The 17,352-nt window shown below is 58.2% G+C and carries 14 protein-coding genes and 2 pseudogenes; 5 read left to right on the top strand and 11 right to left on the bottom strand.

The features are described from left to right. The first annotated feature begins 79 nt into the window (after positions 1-79). Together pyrR and VN887_02475 are read left to right on the top strand one after the other, a co-directional pair. A complete protein-coding gene (gene pyrR / locus VN887_02480; protein HXT38867.1) occupies positions 80-613 on the top strand; it encodes a bifunctional pyr operon transcriptional regulator/uracil phosphoribosyltransferase PyrR in 534 nt (177 codons plus the stop codon). After that, positions 610-1,551 carry an aspartate carbamoyltransferase catalytic subunit gene (locus VN887_02475; protein HXT38866.1) on the top strand — a complete coding sequence of 314 codons (942 nt, stop codon included), beginning with the start codon at positions 610-612 and terminating at the stop codon, positions 1,549-1,551. The genes pyrR and VN887_02475 overlap by 4 nt, the downstream gene beginning before the upstream one ends. A 139-nt stretch (positions 1,552-1,690) precedes the next feature. On the opposite strand, the gene VN887_02470 is transcribed toward VN887_02475, so the two are convergent. From VN887_02470 to VN887_02460, 3 genes are read right to left on the bottom strand one after another with little or no spacing between them, the layout of a single operon-like run. Then, positions 1,691-3,118 carry a hypothetical protein gene (locus tag VN887_02470; protein HXT38865.1) on the bottom strand — a complete coding sequence of 476 codons (1,428 nt, stop codon included), beginning with the start codon at positions 3,116-3,118 and terminating at the stop codon, positions 1,691-1,693. Between the two features lie 26 nt (positions 3,119-3,144). After that, positions 3,145-3,720 (bottom strand): prepilin-type N-terminal cleavage/methylation domain-containing protein, encoded by a 576-nt coding sequence (locus tag VN887_02465; protein HXT38864.1) that lies wholly within the window; start codon positions 3,718-3,720, stop codon positions 3,145-3,147. Further along, positions 3,692-4,171: a prepilin-type N-terminal cleavage/methylation domain-containing protein gene (locus tag VN887_02460; protein HXT38863.1), complete on the bottom strand. Its 480-nt coding sequence runs from the start codon at positions 4,169-4,171 to the stop codon at positions 3,692-3,694. Before VN887_02460 ends, VN887_02465 begins: the two co-directional genes overlap by 29 nt. A 707-nt stretch (positions 4,172-4,878) precedes the next feature. On the opposite strand from VN887_02460, the gene VN887_02455 reads away from it, so the two are divergent. Then, positions 4,879-5,340 (top strand): response regulator, encoded by a 462-nt coding sequence (locus VN887_02455; GenBank protein HXT38862.1) that lies wholly within the window; start codon positions 4,879-4,881, stop codon positions 5,338-5,340. 108 nt (positions 5,341-5,448) lie between these two features. Here VN887_02455 and VN887_02450 read toward each other — a convergent pair whose 3' ends face one another. The 4 genes and pseudogenes from VN887_02450 to VN887_02435 form a co-directional block, all read right to left on the bottom strand. Then, on the bottom strand, positions 5,449-6,108 hold the full coding sequence (locus VN887_02450; protein HXT38861.1) for a response regulator transcription factor: 660 nt from the start codon (positions 6,106-6,108) through the stop codon (positions 5,449-5,451). Continuing rightward, entirely contained in the window at positions 6,095-7,402 is a 1,308-nt protein-coding gene (locus VN887_02445) for a PAS domain S-box protein (GenBank protein HXT38860.1), read from the bottom strand. Before VN887_02445 ends, VN887_02450 begins: the two co-directional genes overlap by 14 nt. A 22-nt stretch (positions 7,403-7,424) precedes the next feature. Beyond that, a pseudogene (locus VN887_02440) lies at positions 7,425-8,885 on the bottom strand (FumA C-terminus/TtdB family hydratase beta subunit). Positions 8,886-9,115: 230 nt separating this feature from the next. Further along, positions 9,116-12,535, bottom strand: coding sequence for a choice-of-anchor tandem repeat NxxGxxAF-containing protein (locus VN887_02435; protein ID HXT38859.1), 3,420 nt, complete (start codon positions 12,533-12,535; stop codon positions 9,116-9,118). A gap of 249 nt (positions 12,536-12,784) precedes the next feature. On the opposite strand from VN887_02435, the gene VN887_02430 reads away from it, so the two are divergent. Further along, a complete protein-coding gene (locus VN887_02430) occupies positions 12,785-13,822 on the top strand; it encodes a DUF3500 domain-containing protein (protein HXT38858.1) in 1,038 nt (345 codons plus the stop codon). Beyond that, positions 13,819-14,361, top strand: a complete 543-nt coding sequence (locus tag VN887_02425) for a hypothetical protein (protein ID HXT38857.1) — start codon at positions 13,819-13,821, stop codon at positions 14,359-14,361. Before VN887_02430 ends, VN887_02425 begins: the two co-directional genes overlap by 4 nt. Positions 14,362-14,559: 198 nt before the next feature. On the opposite strand, the gene VN887_02420 is transcribed toward VN887_02425, so the two are convergent. From VN887_02420 to VN887_02405, 4 genes and pseudogenes are all read right to left on the bottom strand, one after another. After that, on the bottom strand, positions 14,560-15,483 hold the full coding sequence (locus VN887_02420; GenBank protein HXT38856.1) for a sugar phosphate isomerase/epimerase: 924 nt from the start codon (positions 15,481-15,483) through the stop codon (positions 14,560-14,562). Positions 15,484-15,532: 49 nt separating this feature from the next. Continuing rightward, a pseudogene (locus VN887_02415) lies at positions 15,533-15,738 on the bottom strand (aminoacyl--tRNA ligase-related protein). Positions 15,739-15,744: 6 nt separating this feature from the next. Beyond that, on the bottom strand, positions 15,745-16,257 hold the full coding sequence (locus VN887_02410) for a sigma factor (GenBank protein ID HXT38855.1): 513 nt from the start codon (positions 16,255-16,257) through the stop codon (positions 15,745-15,747). A 73-nt stretch (positions 16,258-16,330) separates the two neighbouring features. Then, positions 16,331-17,352: threonine--tRNA ligase (locus VN887_02405; protein ID HXT38854.1), on the bottom strand; the 1,022-nt coding region annotated here is incomplete at its 5' end.

Here is a 17,352-nt window from a genome sequence, read left to right as displayed (position 1 = left end):
GCCGCAAAGGAAATCATGAGAACAGCGCGCCTGTTACGTCGAACCGGTTCATCAGGAGATGGGCCAGTTCGATTTTTTTATGCCTGACACGACCGTTATTCTCAGCCCCTCCACCATCCAGCGAGCGCTGGCCCGCATCGCTCACGAGATCGCCGAACGCAACGAGGCAAGCGCCGATGTTGTCCTCGTGGGCGTGCAACGCGGGGGAGTGCATCTCGCGCAACGACTGGCCGGTTCCTTGCGCGGCATCTGGGGTCATGCTGTTTCCGTCGGGACGCTGGACGTGGGAATGCATCGCGACGACCTCGGTCGCCAGGCCGCGCCACGGATACATCCCACTGTGATTCCCTTCGACATCACCGGCAAAACCGTGGTGCTCGTGGACGACGTATTGTTCAGCGGGCGCACCACGCGGGCCGCCCTGGACGCGCTTAATGATTTCGGCCGTCCGAAACGCGTCCAACTGGCCGTGCTCGTGGACCGCGGCCATCGCGAGCTGCCCATCAAGGCCGATTTCGTCGGCAAAAATGTGCCCACCTCTTTGAACGAACAGATCACCGTGCGACTGCAGGAAACCGACGGCGAGGACGTCGTCCGCCTGGAAAAGAAATGACCTGGAACCGCAAACATTTGCTCGATATCGAGTCGCTCACTCCGGATGAAATCACCGCGGTGCTGGATACTGCCAGGGCGTTCAAGGCAGTGGGCGAACGCGCCATCAAGAAGGTGCCCGCTTTGCGCGGCAAGACCGTGATCAATCTGTTCATCGAGCCTTCCACACGCACCCGCATCAGCTTTGAACTGGCCGCGCTCCGGTTGACCGCGGACGTCATCAATTTCTCCGCGGAAGCTTCCTCTCTCAAAAAGGGCGAGACGCTCAAGGACACCGCGCGAAACCTCGAAGCGTTGAACGCCGACATCATCATCATCCGGCACAGTGCAACCGGCGCGCCCCATTTTCTTTCCCGATTTCTGAATGCCAGCGTCATCAACGCCGGCGACGGCGCCCACGAGCACCCGACGCAGGCGTTGCTCGACGCGTTCACCATCCGCGAGCGCAAAGGGAGGATCGAAGGGCTGAACGTCACCATTCTTGGAGACATTCTTTACAGCCGGGTCGCCCGCTCCAACATCTGGGCGCTGACCAAACTCGGGGCGAAGGTCACATTGTGCGGCCCCAGCACGCTGGTGCCCCGTGTGTTCGAGCGGATGGGCTGCCGGGTGACCTACGATGTGGACGAGGCCATTGCCGATGCCGACATCATCAACCTCCTGCGCATCCAGCACGAACGCCAGCGCAAGACGATGTTCCCCAGCATCAACGAATACGCCACCCTGTTCGGATTGAACAAAGCCCGTCTCGCGCGGACGAAACCCGACGTCCTCATCATGCATCCCGGGCCGATCAATCGCGGGGTCGAGATCGACAGCGAGATCGCCGATTGCGTGCGTTCGGTAATTCTGGAACAGGTCACCAACGGTCTGGCCGTGCGCATGGCAGTCCTGTTTCTGGTGAACGGCGGCAAAGGCCCCCAGGAAATCGCCGCGTAAGGGCGCGGACCCGCCACTCGAGGATGCGGCGGTAAGCCGTGTTCTCCCTTGCCAGTTCCGGCGGGCTGCCAAACGGCGTCCATCAAATAAAAAAAGCGGCGGTCGAATGACCGCCGCCTGCGAATTGACTTGCCGGGGCTTAGTTCGGGCTTATCTCGTTCCACAAGCCGACCACGTATTGCCCGATCGGGAACCTTCGTCCGATGCTTTCGTCGTAATGGAAGTTGAAGTGACCGTTCATGGTGACCGACTTGGTGACACTCGCGCCCACGAAGTCATAAGTGTTGTTGCCGCCACCACCCAGCGTGAAATCGGCCTCGGGAGCGTAGATGACGCCGGTGAACGCGGCGTTGCCGTTGTAACTTATCGAAGTATTGCTGGGCAGGCCCCAGTAGAGAAATGCCAGGGCATCGGCATTGTTGACGACGCCATTGCCGCCGATCGAAGCGGACGACGCGGCGTTGTAAACCTGCAGACTGGTATTCGTGCTGATTGTAATCTGATCCTGTCCGGTCATGCTGAACGAACCCGAAGGAGAGATATAGACGTTCGCATTGCCCGAACCAACCACGATGATTTTGCCGCTGAAGTTCCCGTTCACGACGTAATTATTGCCGCCCGCCAGGATCAGGTCGTAAGTGGAACCAACGAGCGGAGGCCACTTGCCACCGGATGGAGTGCTGTAGCCGCCAGAGACCCACGGCGGCGTCTGTACGTCCGTGATATCCACGTTGGAATCGTCTGCAGTATAGCCCGGCTCGACGCCCGTGTTGCCCGAACTTTTCCAGCTCAAGTCGCCGACGGAACCGTTGGCGCCGATTGAAACGCTGCCGTTGGGTCCCGTATGAACGTGACCCAGGATGTCCGCGTTGCCCACGTTGACCGAATTGACGAGACCCTGGTTGGTCGCCACGTCGCCGTTCGCTTTGTGTTTGGAAGAATCGTATTTTCCATTCGTACTATAGTTCGGATCCTGTGAGTCAAAACTGTCCGTGGCGATATTGTTGCCCTTAAGGTCAATCTGGCCCTTAGCCAGCATTGCATTTCGAGTCGGCGTTTGCCGTTTGGCAAGGACGCGCACCTTGCGCTTGGTCATTTGTAATTCCGGCGTATATGCGGGGACCAGCCCACCCAGAATCATGCCGTACGGCTTGATGTAGTAGGTGGTAAGATTTGGCGGCGTCGGAGAGTAACCGATGCATTCGATGATCGGCGTATCGGGGCCCAGCGGAGGTGGCGGCTTGATCCCGACATCATACATGAGGAAAGAGAGGGTGCTGCTGTTACCCAGTCTGCCCGTTTTGTGATAGAATCCGTCGGCGTTCATGGTCCAAAAACCGGCGGAAAGGTTGGTGGTGCCGTAATAGTAAAGCGCGGTGAGCGCCTCTTCGACGCCCGCCTCGGTCGCGGGTATGGAGGAGTTCCACGCCAGCGAGCGCAAGGTGGATTGGCTTTGGAACGAAACCAGGGTGAGATAGCCGGCGAGCGCCATGCCCACGACGAATGCGACCAGCATGGTCGCCAGCAGCGCGCTGCCCTGGGGGTTGTTGTTGGTTTTGATTTTCATAGTTTTAGAGGTTGCTGAAAGTTTATCTATGGTTTGCGCATGACGACTTTGGCGGACTGCACGCTTTCCGTGTTGACGAGCCGGCCTTTCAGAACGTCGCGCGAGCAAACCCAGGTGAGTTGAATGAGTTTACAAAGTCCGGGCTGGCTGAAATTGTCGAGCGGATACTGGTCATAGGTCCCGCCGATGGGGTTGCGTTGATAGAGGGAGAACTGCATGAAAGTGCAGTTCGTGAGCAACGTGGTGGTTTGGCCGAGATACGACCGCCTCAGAGTCTTCCCGCTCGGATCGTAGGTGTACTGGAGCAGGTTGGTCGTGCCCGTGCTTATGTCCACGAGATGAAAGGTCAAGATGTTGCTGTTGCACGGAGTCGTCAGATCGAGGGCTTGGCGGATGTCAGAAGTCATGGTATCAAGTGCGGTGCGGCTCTTGATGTCCAGGTCCACGTAATTTCCTATCGCGGCAAAGCTGCGGGCACTGAACAGAGACATCGCCATCACCGCCGACAGCACGAGACCGCCGACAGCCGTCGCGATCAGCATCTCGACCAGGGTGAAGCCGCGGCAGCGCGTCTTATTGGTAGATGTAATTGTGCAGTCCATAGTGTGATACAAGTGTCCGCATCTCGCGCTGACGTTGAACGCTCCCCGATTGCCAGGTGAGCTGGAAGATGGCCATTCTCAGATCACTCACATAGGGCCCCGTGACGGTGGACGGCACGTTCGTGAGGGTGTACGTTCCCTGGTAGGTGACTCCCTGGTTGGTCTGGGTGCCTTGCGGATAGAACGTGGCGGTGAAGGTGGCAGGAATGAAGCCGGAGTTGGTGACCTGATCCCACGTGTAAAGCCGGATCGTTTCCATCTTCTCCTGAAGAATCTGGGTCGCGCGCAGGTTCTCCCGCGCCAATTGTATGATCCCGAAGCCCTGAGTCATCCCAAGATAGTAGGTGACAAACGTGACTCCAACGATCATCACGGCCACCAACACCTCCATCAGGGTGAAGGCGTCACGCCGACGATCCGGTCTCTGCTGGCTTGTAATATTCAGTTTCATTTCGAACCTGTTTCGTTCTCAACCCGGGTTTAGCAACCGGCTTGCCGGGTTCGTTCTGAGAAACGACATCCAAGGAATCTGGAGCCGCTCAACATTTTCATTTCAAAAGGATTACGAACGGTGTGCGACGTGCGTTGGTGTCTGAAAACTATAATGGCCCTACTCACTAGGGCCGAATGGATGTGCCGCCCGAAATGTTTGAAATCAGCGGGGCGACTCGGAAATCTCGTCGGGTCCAAAGTTCTCCAACTCGTTGTTTCGGTGGTTGTTAATGACTCTTGTTCAGCATTGGACGCCAGAAGTCGCCGATTCTTTACGCCCGGTTTTACAATCACTGTTCGAACTCGTCCTCCCGAGCCGACAGAATGTCGAAAGGTGCCGTGTCCATGCGGTGTCCGCGCTTGGGACATGTTTCCGGATAAACAGCGTGAACTCCGTCACCAAGATCCCGCGCCGGTGGGATTTCCTCTTTGGTATTCTCTACGGCTGCTGCAACTGGCATCCGGCGCTTCTGCGGCGAGAGCTCGGCCAGTTCAATTGTGGACAGGTTGTCCGCCCTTTTGACAGATTCACGAAATCACGCGTTGAATCCTGCCCGGAAAACCCACAGGGAAAGGGAGAGGAGGTCATCGAAAATCTTGCAGGTCGTGTCAGGTTGACGAATCACGCTTGTGGTCTCGATTTCACGCGTCTAAGTTCAGCGGTGTATGAGTGAGGAAGACCGTACGCCCACGGCGGAACTGAAAAAGATTCTGATTGTCGAGGACGACAAGGTCGCGCTGCACGCCATGGCGCAGATGGTCCAAACCGCCGGTTATACCGTGATCATCGCCGGTGACAGCGGGGAAGCGATCAGGGCGTTTGAATTGGAAAAGCCCGACCTGATGCTCGTGGACATCAATTTGCGGGGCGAGAACGTCGGCCAGCCGATGGACGGGTTGGGATTGATTGATTGGTTGAACTATCGCCACGCCGATCATGTGTTCAAATATATCATCGTTTCGGGTGATGATCCGCGCGCTCACGAAGGGCGTGCGGCTCTCTCCGGGGCTTTTGCGTTTATTCGGAAGCCGATTGATCCGCATTCAGTGCTGGCCGAGATGAAAAAGGCCATCGGAGACCTGCTTGAAGCGGATCCGCCAGGGTCGCCGGCTCAAGAGCAGGGATAAGTTGGAGCGCCCGATTAAAAATGCGCGTTGCATTCGACGCCGGATTGCCATCTGGTTTGCCAAGTTTTCCAGCCTGCTGCGCCGGCTTTCGTGCCGGACCGGGACGATCTATTTTCCCGAATGCTGCACGTAGAAGGCGGCTGCCTGGGAGCGTCGCGTAAGTTGAAGCTTGTCCAGCATGTTGCTGAGGTAGTTCTTGACGGTCTTGTCACTCAAACCAAGCGCCAGTCCGATTTCTTTGTTGGTCTTCCCTTCGGCGACCAGTGCAAGCACGCGGCGCTCCTGCGGTGAAAGAGTGTCGAGCTTGTCCTTTGCGGGTGCGGTGTCAGCGTTCTTGACACGTTCCAGAACACGCCGTGTCACGGCCGGGTCAAGGATGGACTGGCCTGCGGCAACGTTTCGGACGGCGCGCACCAGATTCTCCTCATCGATTTCCTTGAGCAGATAACCGTCTCCGCCCGCATCAATGGATTCCAGCACGATTTCTTCGTCCGCAAAAGACGTGAGAAACAACACGCGCGTCTCAATCTGCGATCGGCGGATTTGCCGGCACGCCTCGAACCCGTTGCCGTCGGGCAGCCGGACATCCATGAGCACCACGTCGGGCAGCAGACGCGCGGTTTCCTGGACTGCGCTCTCCATCGTCCCGGCCTCTCCGACGACCTCGATGCCCGCGTGGCGGCTCAACAACGTGTGTAATCCGAGGCGGACGACCTTGTGATCGTCCACGATCAGCAGGCGGATCGGTCTGGTTTCAGGCGGACTCATAGGGCTGGCGGGGGTCGGGGATTTCGATTGAAACACGTGTGCCCTTGCCGGGCGCGGAAATGATTTCACTGCGGGCGCCGATCTCATTCGCCCGCGCGGTGATGTTCCGCAGTCCGTGCCCGCGGTTTGCGAGTGTTCCCGGCTCAAACCCGGCTCCATCATCGCGGATTTCCAACCGCACGCAGCCGTTTTCCTTTCTCAAGGAAACGACGGTGTTCTTCGCGCAGGCGTGGCGCAAGCTGTTGCTCATCGCTTCCCGCGCAATCTGGACCAGATGCGCGGCTCGACGCCCGTTCAGCGCCTCGGCGGCCTGCGCGTCAATGTCGAGCGAGAACTGCGCGGCGCGCGCCTGGCTCATCGTTTCGATCAGAGACTGCAGGGCGTGTCTGAACTCGCGGCCATTCAAAGCTTCGGGTTCCAGGCCGACGATGAAATCGCGCACGTCACGAATCACGGCGTTCAAATCGGAGATGGACCGGGTCAGCCGCTCCTGCGCCAGAGACGGATCCTGTTGCATCAGGTTGCGGCATTCCTGCAACCCGAGCCCGACGGCATAGATTGATTGGATGATCCCGTCATGCAAATCGCGGCCAAGTCGCACGCGTTCCTCGAGCGAGCTGCGCAGCCGCCCTTCGCTCTCCCGCAGCGCTTCCTCGGCCTGCCGGCGCTCGGTGATGTCCCAGGCGATGCCCTGCGCCCGCGGCGTGCCCGATAATTGTGCCAGCCTCAGATTTATCCTCAGCACGACGCGACGGCCGTCTCTGGCGCGCATCTCCAGCTCGCAATGGGCGGTGCCCGCGCTGTCTTTGAGGCGTTTCAATGCATCGCGAAAAGCATCCTGGTGATCGGGCGCGACCAGTTGCGCGAAGTTCAATCCGGACGCCTCTTGGCGCGAGTAACCGAGGATTTGCTCGCCAGCCTTGTTCAACGAAGTCAGGTTTCCTTCCAGGTCGTGCGTAAAAATGATGTCGTGCGCGTTTTCGAACAATTCGCGGTAGTGTTCCTCCAACGCCGCTTCGCGCCGGCGGATCGATTCCGTCTGGCGCCGGACATTCCGCCGGATGATGCCCACCCAGATGATCCCCACGAGGACGAACGCCACGAGCAGAAACAGCGACCAGAACAATTCGGTGAGCTGCGGCACCACCGGAGGCTCGACCGAATCCGCCCGTGTCACGGTGGACGCGGAAATAAAAGAGAATGCCCCGGAGACAACAACCGCGACCGGTCCGCACCGCCACCAACGCCGGCCCGGTCCGCCGGGACCGGGCACCGCGAGTTTGTTGCCCGCCATGTGTCCGTTTCTCACGTCGGGGTCACAAGCGTTGTGCCAGCTCCGCCTGGCTGGCTGCCAAAACTTCCTTGTGCAGTGAATTGCCATGCGCATCCATCGTCACCACGGCGGGAAAATCCGCGACTTCAAATTCCCAGATGGCTTCGGGCGAGCCGAACTTATCGAGGAGATAAACGTTGCGGACTTTTTTGATGCACTCGGCAAGCACCTGCGCCGCGCCGCCGACCGCGTGAAGGTAAACGCAGCCGGACTCCTTGCACGCAGCGAGCGTCTTGTCGCCCATGCCGCCTTTGCCAATCACGCCGCGAATGCCGAATTTCTTGATGATCTCCCCCTGGTACGGCTCCTCGCGAATCGAGGTCGTCGGTCCGGCGGCAGTGACCTTCCAGTCGCCCCGTTCGTCCTTCAGCACCACGGGCCCGCAGTGATACAGGATGCCGTCGCGCAAATTGACGCCCGGCGGCAACTGCCCGCCTTCATGCAAATACTTATGCACTGCATCGCGACCGGTGAACACGATGCCTGAGATGGTGACTTCATCACCGACTTTCAGCGCGCGAATTTTGGATTCCGTGAACGGTGCGCTTAGTTGAATCATAGATTTTCAATAGACCCACTTCCCTATTTTCCCCTCCGCATCCAGCGTCACCCCCTGCCGCCGGTACGCCCAGCACATGTAGCTCACGCTCACGAAAAACGACGCGGGCAGACGATTGATCGCACAGATTTTTACGCCGAGCAAAGTCGTCTTGCCGCCGAAACCCATCGGGCCGATGCCCAGTTCGTTCGCCGTTTTCAAAACGTCCTGCTCGAGGGCGTCGAGCTCGGGAACCGGATTGCGGTCGGGGATCAACCGCAGAAACTGCCGTTTGGAGAATTCGTAGCCCGTGGCACGGTCGCCGCCAATGCATACGCCGAGAATGCCCGGCCCGCAGCCTTTGCCCTGCGCCTGAAGCACGGCGTCGAGAATCACCTTGCGGCAGCCGTCGAGGTCGCGGTTTGCCTTGAGCTTCTCGTTCGGCAACGAGTATTGCGCGCCGACGTTTTCGCAGCCGCCGCCCTTGAGCACGAGCCGTACGTGGATTTCGTCCAAATGATGCTGATGGAAATGCAACGTTGGCGAGCCGGGACCGACGTTCGTGCCGTCATTGATGCCGGTGAGCGAATCCACCGAGTTCTGGCGCAGGTAACCGAGCTTCGTTGCTTTCTTTACCGCCAGACACGCCGCGTCCTCGAAAGCGATCTGGTTCATCCCGACGGGGCATTCGACATAGAATAAAATACTGCCGGTGTCCTGGCAGATCGGCTGGGATTTCTGTTTTGCCAGCGCGATGTTGCGGTCAATGATCTTCATCGCCGACTCGGCGATGGTCCCCTGTTTCTCCCGTTCGAGGGAATTGATGATCGCTTTATGCACGTCATCGGGGATCTCGGCGGAGGTGCGGCGGATCAGCTCGACCAGTGAATCCTGGAGTGCGTTCATGCCAGTCCCACCGTAAGGTTTGCTGTCGCGAGTGTCAACGCGTGGCCGCTCGCGGCCCGTCGTTGAACGTCTCATCGCCGAACAACCAGGACGTATTTCAACTGATGGAACGGATCACCCGGAAGGCGAACCGGGCGGCAATACGGGCGACGTTCATTGCGAGCCGCGGCGCCTGACGTTTCGTTGTCGCTTCGGTCGCAAGGTGACCGCGCCAGCCCAGCCCCAGCCGATCACTCAATCTTCACCCGATAAAACCGGGCCTTGGAAGCGGAGAACGGCTCGAAGATGTTGTACGGACCCAGAAAGGTTCCAACGTGCGTCGGCAGGTCGAACCAGTCCGTCATATCTGCCGAAGCCTGGATGGTGTATTGCACGGAATCCAAACCGTTGATCTGTAGATTCAATTCTCCACCGGCGGTGCGAGTGAAGCTCAGGACCTGATCAGTGCCGGACAGGACGTTAAAGGAAACGGTGTACACCACCACACCGTCAGACATGAAGTGGAATTGATAGCTGCCCGGCGCCAGTGCGCCAAGGACCAGAATCCGCGAAGCGTTCGCATTGCTGCCCGCGCATTTAGGATCGGCACGTTCGCCCAGTGTTTGAAAAAGTTCCTGTCCCTGGCGTGTGATTGAACCCACAGGTTCAACGATCGTGCAGTCATTGGTGACGTTCAGCGCGTAGGGCAGGTAGGTGATGCCACCGATGGTCACGACGTTGCTCGACGAAATCTGCCCCTGCAACGGTGTCACGAACACGCCGTCATTCACCGCGACCAGAGAGACGTTTGTGCCGTTCGTGCTGACGTTGAACTGAAAGTCGGGTGCAAGGTTTTTGACTTCGACAGTGGCAAATCCATTGCTCAAAGCGCCGCCCACCTGCAAGAAGTTGAACGTGTCGCCCTGCCTGGGCGCGAAGCCGTTGATGAAGCGCAGTTCGAGCGACCCATCAAGCGTTGCGGCGCCATTCACAACGAACTGGTCGTGAGAGACGCCCGGATCGGGACCGCCGACTTCGATCTTCAATCGGCCGCCCGCGGTTTGTTCGTAATCGCCCTCAAGAATGAGCCGACCCGGAGAAAGCCCGGGCGAAATGTAGCCGCCGTTCTTGACGCGTGTCCCTGCGATCAAAGCGCCGTTACCTTGAATGAAGCCGTTGGCCCACACGGTCAGGGTTCCACCAACTTCGAGTCTCCCGTTGCTCAACGTGATCGTGCTGGGGCCCACTTTGCCCAGCTCCAGGTTATTGTCCACTTGAAGCGTCGAAGTCGGGTTGCTGGAGAGGCCGATGATGTCAATTTTGCAGGCGGGCGCGCTTGGATCATCGCCGATCTTCACGTTGCCTGCGGCGGTATGCATCAGCGCCCCTTCGCCAACCACCAAAGAACTGCTCCCGTGCGGGCCTCCGATTACCAGGGTTTCCACAAGAGGATCACCGAGCAGCGTCAAGTCCGATCGCCGGCCAGTGGCTGCGTTGACTCCCAAAACTTTGACCGTTCCAGGCCCTTTCAACTGCAGGTAATCAGCCTGGACGAAAGCGCCATCTTCGACGCTCAAACCGCCTTTACCCACGATGATGGCAGAAGCATTCAGATATGAACTCGCATTGATGTTGGTGGAAGGGACGCCAGTGACTTTCACGGTCCCGCTTGCCTGAGAATCCCCAATAATAACTGGCAGGCTTACAGAACAGGATCCCCCATCGTTGATTTCCAACGTTCCGGCGCCGGAATGTCCAACGATCAGACCGTTTTCGACGTGCCATTGAGAATAGTTCGTCGGGTCGCTGAAGCCGGTCACGGTGACCTTGTTTCCCAGCCCCGGACTGAGGCCCACAATTGCATTTGTGCTGTTGACATGACCCGAATTCGTAATGATCAACTCGCCGGTGCCACCCGCCCCGATCGCAATAGCGCCCGTATCCCAAGATCCGTTATTGCCGACGATCGCCTGCCCGCCGCCGACCCCGGTGCCGATAAGGGATTCCGCGCTCACGACCGTTCCACCCGGTTCGATGTTGAGTATGCCTTGTCCTGCTCCGCCCACGTGCAACGATCCCAGACTGACCCACTCGCCGCCGACTCCCACGTCCACCCGCGAAGCCCCCGAACTGCCGATCAACGCGTGATTGTTCGTCAGCGACATCGCTGTGAGGAGGCCAAGCCGCGCATTGTCAATTTCCACGGATGGTATCTCGGGAGAGGTTGCATCCGCCTTGATGGAGCCATTCGCAAACAGGACATTTCCGTCTTTGACGACGAGCCGCTCGACGTGCTGCTGGTTGCCCCCGAAATCAACAGTGTAGGCTTCCGCGCGGTCAAAGAGCGCCGTGTCGCTGATGGTGACCGTCCTGGTCGGCACGCGCGGCGGGTCACCATTGGTCGGCTGCCAGTTGCTGGAGACATCGAATGAGCCAGAGCCGGCACCGACCCATTCAACTGTTGTGCCACCATTGCTCGGATCGGCGCGGACAACCATGCTGTTCCCATTATTCAAAGCGGCGCGAAAAGCGACTTGTCCCTGGTTGTTGAAACCCACGCGGTCGAAGGTAATGCTCCCAACAACAGAACCGAACAACGGATCACCCGTGGCGATGACTTTGTCGTTTACCGGATCCGGACCGGTGAAGAGACCGGTCTGGGTGACCCCGTTAACATCTTTGAACGTTGCGACAAAGATAATCGTTCCATTATCGTTGATTGTGAGGCTCCTGGAGCCGCCGAAACTGAGATCGAGAAACGGCCCGGACCTTGTGTCGGTAATCGACGTGGCAGCACCGCCGTTCACTCTGAGAAGGCGATAATAAAGCCCGATGTCGTCGGAAACGCTGACGATACATGCAACCTGGCCGCCGTTATTTCCAGCAAACTCCTCCAGTGATTGAAAGTCGCCATTACTCAATAGTCCATCGGTCACGAGCAGAGTCGGGAGACCACCGTTTAGACCCCCTTGAACCAGACCGCCAAAATCGATCTCCGGATCGGTGGGATTCACCGGGAGATTGAAGAAGTCGCCTTCAAAAAGGATGGCTCCCGCATCGGTCACTTGCGTGTTTCCGAACTCGAACACGTTGTGCATCTCCACCGGTCCACGCGTGAAAAACGCCGGGATCGTGTAAACCGGTTGGCTCGACCCGTTTTGGGCGACGTAGATGCCTCTCAGATCAACCGTACCCCCGCCCAGGTAGGCGACCTGTCCGGCGCGGTTCATGAGGGGCGGATACAAGGTGACATTTACAATTGTGGGATCAACGATGATCGTCTGGGGATTCACGCCATCGGAACTGAAGATGCCGCCGGTTCCAGTCTGTGGATTCACAATCCTGCTGAACGCGACCCGCGATCCGACATACGAACCGGGCACATAAACTCCGGTCCCGGGCTGTTGTATCACGATAGCCACATAGTCACCCAGGCCGGTTTCTGTACCGTCGCCGGAAAAGATGCCGGATCGCTGGTCGCGGGCACTCGCGTTGAAAGCGACTTTGCCCGCGTCGTTGAGGCTAGGAGCGCTAAAGTTGGAAAAAAAGAAGTTGGTATCGGCGATTTTGGTGAAGGTGTAGATGGTCTGAGCCGGAGCCACCGGAGCAAAGGCGGCCAACGCCAAAAAAAGAATGACACGAGTGAGAGGTTTGAAATTTGTGCGTTGCATGGTCCTTGAGTGGTCGCGAAGTTTACACACGTTTTGAATCGTAGTTCATGGGAGACGGTGCGATGGGAGCACAAACAAACACCGGAGACAAGTTAAACTGGAACATGCCCACGTACTTCGATTCACTCCCAACGGCGGAACCGAAGCCGTCGCAAGTCAACGGCGGCAGATCTCCCACGGCACGGAAGAAGCAACCGCAGGAGAGTAAATTTGATTGTCGGGGAGCCTGCTCTTGCGCACATTCCTTGCATGCAACCCATCCTGTCCGTCCGCAACACAACTATTTCGCTTCTCGTCTTCCTTGCAACGATTGGGATGCTCGATTCAGTACGATTGGAGGCCGCTGCTTCCGGGCAAACCCAGAAGATCGTTGGCGCCGCCAATGCCTTTCTTGAGACGCTGGACGACACCCAGCGCGGCAGGGCGAGCTTCGCTTCCGACGATGCCGCCCAGCGCGTCCGTTGGTCCAATCTCCCCATCAGCATGGCCGAGCGTCGCGGGCTCCGCATGGGCGACCTGAAGCAGTCTCAGCGGGACGCCGTGATGAAGATGCTCGCGACGGCGCTCAGCAGAATGGGCTACGAAAAGGTCGTCGGCATCATCAACGGCGATGAAGTGTTGCGGAGAGAAAGCGGTGGCGGATCACCCGCTTTCGGGAAGGATCAATTCTACGTTTCGTTCATGGGCAAACCTTCGACGACCGAGCCGTGGATGATTCAGTTCGGCGGGCATCATCTTGCCTTGAACATTACGATCGTCGGCCGGGAAAACATCCTGACGCCGAGCCTGATCGCGGTTCAACCGGCTCGTTACACGCTCGAAGGAAAATCCGTGCGCCCGTTGGGCCGGGAAACGGACGAGGCGCTCGAACTCGTCAAATCTCTCGACGAATCTCAAAGCAAGAAGGCCATCCTGGGATTTCAAATGCGCGACCTGGTGCTGGGCCCCGGGCATGATGGTGAAACGATCGAACCCGAAGGAATCAAGGCTTCCGGGCTGACAGATGCCCAGCGCGAGCTGTTGATCAAATTGATTTCCGAATGGTCGGGAATCATTCACGAAACCGCCGCCGCCGAGAAGATGGCCGAGATCAAGGCGCACCTGGCAGACACATGGTTTGCGTGGAGCGGCCCGCTGGAAGCCGGCAAGGCCTACTTCCGTATCCAGGGGCCGACAATCGTCATCGAGTACGCGCCGCAGCGACTCGGCGGTGACGTGACCATGCACCTGCACACGATGTATCGTGATCCAACCGACGATTACGGCAAAAAATTCACCGGTAAATGAAACGGGCCTTGCCGAGTTTGCTTCTGCTCGTTTTTGCCTCCAACACGCAGGCGCACCGACTGGACGAATACCTCCAGGCCACCCGGATCACGGTGGCAACCAATCGCATTGACCTGTCCATTCACCTTACGCCCGGTGTCGCCGTGTTTGATCAGTTGTTTCCGGTAATCGACCGCGATCACGACGGCCGCGTTTCCGACACGGAAGCGGCCACATACGCGAGGCGCCTGTTGAAGGATCTTCAGGTCCGTCTCGACGGAAAGCCGTTGAATCTGGCCGCGGGTGACATCAACTTCCCGCCGTTGAGTGACGCCCGGGCTGGTATTGGCGTGATTCGATTCAAGGCGGCCGCCACCATCGATGGTCTCGCACCCGGCAGGCATGAGCTTGTCCTGGAGAACCGACATCTGCCGGCCATCAGCGTGTATCTGGTCAATGTGCTGGCGCCGAAGAATGATGCGATCCAAATCGACAGACAGATCCGAAACAAGAATCAGTCGAACTACAGTTTGCTCTTTACTCTCAAATCATCGAAGTGATCGCACGCAGAAACCGGCAAGGCAGCCCAACCAACCGGCAATCTCCGCTAAGAAAATCTTCTTCACGCCGGTCGCAACCGATTCAAGCGCGTCACCGGTCCGCCGGTACCCGTGGGGACCGGCCATGCGGCCAATCGATTGCTCACTCGGAGCGAGCCGCCGACACGACCGGTCACCGAAGCCGGAAATCATCCGATCTCAAGCCCTCATCTTGTTCCAGTTGTCGAGGCAGTGTTTGACGGTTTCAAATTCGGAGAACCGGCTGCCCTCCTGTTCCATCAGGTAGAACTCCACCCCGCCAACGGATTCGAGCGCGGCGATCAACTCCTTCCAGGGCGTCACACCTTCGCCAAAAAGCACCTTGTATCCCTTGTCGTGCGCGGCGTTGTCCGGCGCCCAGTCCTTGAGGTGAACAATTTTGATCCGGCCCGGATTGGCCTTCACCCATTCGACCGGATGGGAATTCGTCTCCACACAGGTGCCCACATCCAATTGCAGCACGAACTCCTTCGGCGTGTTGGCGGCAATGAATTCCATGATGCGTTGATCACCGTCCAGTTTCGCCCATTCAACCTGGTGATTGTGGTAACCTGCCGACAACCCGTGCGGGATAAGCTTTTCGGTCGCGTCCGAGAGCTGCCTGCACAACCGTTGCCATCCTTCCACGCCGCGCGCCCAGCCCGGCGAACTTGCCATGACGATGTAGCGCGTTCCCAAAATCTGATTCAGCTCGATGGCCTTGTCCATCGTTTCGCCGTGGGTGAACGACTCGATGTGATTATGTGTCGAGTAGCAGCGCAGTCCAAGATCATCCATGCGCGCTCGCACCTCCTTTGCGTAAGGCAGGGTCCAGCCAAAATAGGGCGCGTAAAACTCCACCACCTCGTAACCGATCTTTGCGACCGTATCGAGCGTCTTGGGCAAATCACGCATGAGTTCATTGCGAACCGAATACAATTCGAGGCCAATGGGGCGCTTCTTTGTCCCGCTCGCAGCCGCCACCGGAGCGGCGAGGGCGGCGGTCCGGTCCGACCGCGCCACCAGCATTGCGGAAGCGGCTCCCGAGATGGTAATGAAATTCCGACGGGACATGGATTTGAGTGGAGAATTGGTTTTGGACATGAACCGGAGACTAACCGCCGTGAAAGCAAACGAACAAGCAACAATTCGGAACGGCTGCGCGATGGATGCACAGCGGCGTCTTGTTCGAGTTGTCCTTGTCGCGATAAGTAAGGCCGAACCGCGCGGGCACGGCGAAGTCCACTTGGTTGGTGGCGATGGTGAATTCGCGGCCGACGTGGTGGCCGTGTGCAAACACCCCCACACCTGCACGTCAATCTTCGGCCCGTAGAACGCCGCCTCGTTGGCGACCTTCACCTTCCGTCAATCAAAGATGGCGAATTTTGTGATCTTGTCTTCCTTGTTGAATGTACAGCTCACAAAAAGCGATGCGTGCTGATAGTTCAGCCGATAGCGATAGACACGGTTGTCGCCATCACTTTTTCGCTCGACCAAATAAAAAGACTGAATCGCGCGAAGCTTGCGAACATCGTCCCAAATCCAGCTTTCAATTCGTTGCTCAGTCCTGAAGTCATGAGCCTCTTGTTCGCGGCGGGAGCGGCGGGTTTCGCTACGAATAAATGTTACTGCCGTCAGCCGCGCTGTTTGATACAGCCAGCCGGCGAGGACAACCTTCTTGCCAAGCTGCCTGGATTTTCTGGCGAGAATGACGAAGACGGCTTGCGTGATTTCCTCGGCTTGATGTGGGTTGCGAGCGTGACGCAATGCAACCGAATAGACCTTGTTGACGTGCCGCGTGACGAGTTCGGCAAAGGCTTCCTCGGAATTATGCTCCGTGTATTGCCGCAACAGAGTGATGTCGTCCAGCTCCTGCATCTGTATCTAAATGCCGCCAATGCAGGAAAGGTAACAAACTATTTTCAGCCGGGCGGAACGCCCGCGCTACCATTCAAGCCCGCCGCTCTTTAATACTCGCCAGAATATCGGCAACGACCTCCGCCTTCGGCTTCGCGCCGATGTTTCCTTTGCCGTGGAGGCGAACGGAAACATTTCCCGCTTCCATGTCGCGGCCACCGATGACGAGCATGGTGTGCACTTTCGCTTCTTCGGCGCGCTGAATCTTGCCGTTGATCTTGTCGGTGCCGTAATCGCCTTCGCACCGGACAATGTTCGCGCGCAGTTCGGTCACGATGGCTTTGGCGTAGTTCACCAACCCTTCGTCGTCGCCGATGGTGAGCACGCGGACCTGCTCCGGCGCGAGCCAGAGCGGGAAGTTGCCGGCGTAATGCTCGATGAGGAAGCCGATGAAGCGCTCATGCGTGCCGAGCGGCGCGCGATGGATACACAGCGGCGTCTTGTTCGAGTTGTCCTTGTCGCGATAAACCAAACCCATGCGACGGGGCTGGGCGAAGTCCACCTGGTTGGTCGCCAGCGTGAATTCGCGGCCGATGACGCTCCAGACCTGCACGTCAATCTTCGGGCCGTAGAACGCCGCTTCGTTGGCGACCTCGACGTAGTTGATGCCGGACTTCTTCAACGTCTCGCGCACCATGTCCTCGGTCTTCTTCCACAGCGCCGGTTCGTTGACGAACTTGGCGTTGTCGCCGGTGAGGCGCGACGGGTCGTGCGTGCTGAAGCGCATGACGTATTTCTCGAAGCCGAAAATCTTGAAATACTTCAGATACATCTCGTTTACGGCGTTGAACTCGGCGGCGAACTGCTCCGGCGTGCAGTAGATATGCGCGTCGTTCATGTTGAGCGAACGCACGCGCATGAGGCCAAAGAGTTCGCCCGACTGCTCGTAGCGGTAACAACAACCGTATTCGGCCAGGCGCAATGGGAGATCGCGGTAACTGCGCGGCTCAGCCGCAAAAATGCGGTGATGATGCGGGCAGTTCATGGCTTTCAGGTAATACCGCTGGACATCGTCCTCGCTTCCGCTGCCTTTCTCCTTTAATTCCATCGGAGGAA

This window comes from Candidatus Angelobacter sp. (assembly GCA_035607015.1).
Lineage (GTDB): Bacteria > Verrucomicrobiota > Verrucomicrobiia > Limisphaerales > AV2 > AV2.
The sequence above is the reverse complement of the archived record's forward strand: the minus strand, read 5'-3'. Positions and strand labels throughout refer to the sequence as shown.

Bases quoted from the DNA above. Each gene is read 5' to 3' on its own strand.
- VN887_02430 (HXT38858.1), top strand. From the start codon at position 12,785: ATGCAACCCATCCTGTCCGTCCGCAACACAACTATTTCGCTTCTCGTC.
- VN887_02445 (HXT38860.1), bottom strand. From the start codon at position 7,402: ATGGCGGGCAACAAACTCGCGGTGCCCGGTCCCGGCGGACCGGGCCGG.
- VN887_02410 (HXT38855.1), bottom strand. From the start codon at position 16,257: ATGCAGGAGCTGGACGACATCACTCTGTTGCGGCAATACACGGAGCAT.
- VN887_02465 (HXT38864.1), bottom strand. From the start codon at position 3,720: ATGGACTGCACAATTACATCTACCAATAAGACGCGCTGCCGCGGCTTC.
- VN887_02460 (HXT38863.1), bottom strand. From the start codon at position 4,171: ATGAAACTGAATATTACAAGCCAGCAGAGACCGGATCGTCGGCGTGAC.
- VN887_02450 (HXT38861.1), bottom strand. From the start codon at position 6,108: ATGAGTCCGCCTGAAACCAGACCGATCCGCCTGCTGATCGTGGACGAT.
- VN887_02425 (HXT38857.1), top strand. From the start codon at position 13,819: ATGAAACGGGCCTTGCCGAGTTTGCTTCTGCTCGTTTTTGCCTCCAAC.
- VN887_02420 (HXT38856.1), bottom strand. From the start codon at position 15,483: ATGTCCAAAACCAATTCTCCACTCAAATCCATGTCCCGTCGGAATTTC.
- VN887_02470 (HXT38865.1), bottom strand. From the start codon at position 3,118: ATGAAAATCAAAACCAACAACAACCCCCAGGGCAGCGCGCTGCTGGCG.
- VN887_02435 (HXT38859.1), bottom strand. From the start codon at position 12,535: ATGCAACGCACAAATTTCAAACCTCTCACTCGTGTCATTCTTTTTTTG.
- VN887_02475 (HXT38866.1), top strand. From the start codon at position 610: ATGACCTGGAACCGCAAACATTTGCTCGATATCGAGTCGCTCACTCCG.
- pyrR (HXT38867.1), top strand. From the start codon at position 80: ATGCCTGACACGACCGTTATTCTCAGCCCCTCCACCATCCAGCGAGCG.
- VN887_02455 (HXT38862.1), top strand. From the start codon at position 4,879: ATGAGTGAGGAAGACCGTACGCCCACGGCGGAACTGAAAAAGATTCTG.